At 57.7% G+C, this 893-nt stretch carries 1 protein-coding gene; it reads left to right on the top strand.

The annotated features are described in order from the left end of the window. Nucleotides 1-893, top strand: an 893-nt coding sequence (locus tag GTGU_RS23435; protein ID WP_038163634.1) for a transposase domain-containing protein, incomplete at both ends; no start/stop codon positions are given.

Here is an 893-nt window from a genome sequence, read left to right as displayed (position 1 = left end):
GCTGGGAGAGCGCGAACGGCGAGCAGCGGTTACATGCCGAACGTCGGGTCAAAGCCGCCGCGCTGGTGGCTGAGCTGATGGCGTCAGGTATCGGCAATCGTAAAGCGATAAAGCTGGCCGCAAAACAACTGCAAATCAGCGAAGGTACCATCCGTAATCTTTACTACCGGGTGAAAGACTACAGTCCTGACCTGTGGAACTGTGTGCTTCTCGACAAGCGTCTGCGCGAGAAATGCGACAGTGGCCGCACGGCGTACATCACCGATGACGCATGGCAGTTCTTTCTTGGCGATTACCTGCGCAATGAAGCCCCGTTCTTCTCAAAATCTTACGAGCGCCTTGAGCTCGCTGCTGCGGCGCATGGCTGGACAATCCCGGCGGAGCGCACACTGAGGCGCAAGCTGGAGCGTGAAGTCGATCCCCGCATCATTGTCGCTACCCGCGAAGGTGAGAACGCGCTGGCGCAGATGTATCCGTCACAGCAGCGCACGGTTGCACAGTTGCATGCGATGGAGTGGATCAACGGCGACGGTTACCAGCACAACGTGTTTGTGCGCTGGTTTAATGGCGACATCATCCGTCCTAAAACATGGTTCTGGCAGGACGTTCACAGCCGCAAAATTGTGGGCTGGCGCACTGATGTGTCTGAGAACACGGACAGCATTCGCCTGTCGCTCATGGACACGCTGCGCACGTATGGCAAGCCGACGCACATGACCATCGATAACACCCGTCCGGCGGCCAGCAAATGGCTGTCAGGTGGTGTGCCTAACCGTTACCGCTTCAAAGTCAAACCTGATGACCCGATGGGGATCATCCCGATGCTGGGTATAAAGCTGCACTGGACGGGGGTGATTGGCGGTAAGGGCTGGGGTCAGGCCAAACCTGTTGAG

It is taken from the genome of Trabulsiella guamensis ATCC 49490 (assembly GCF_000734965.1).
In the GTDB taxonomy this organism is placed as follows: Bacteria; Pseudomonadota; Gammaproteobacteria; order Enterobacterales; family Enterobacteriaceae; genus Trabulsiella; species Trabulsiella guamensis.
This window is presented reverse-complemented; position numbering and strand designations above follow the sequence as displayed.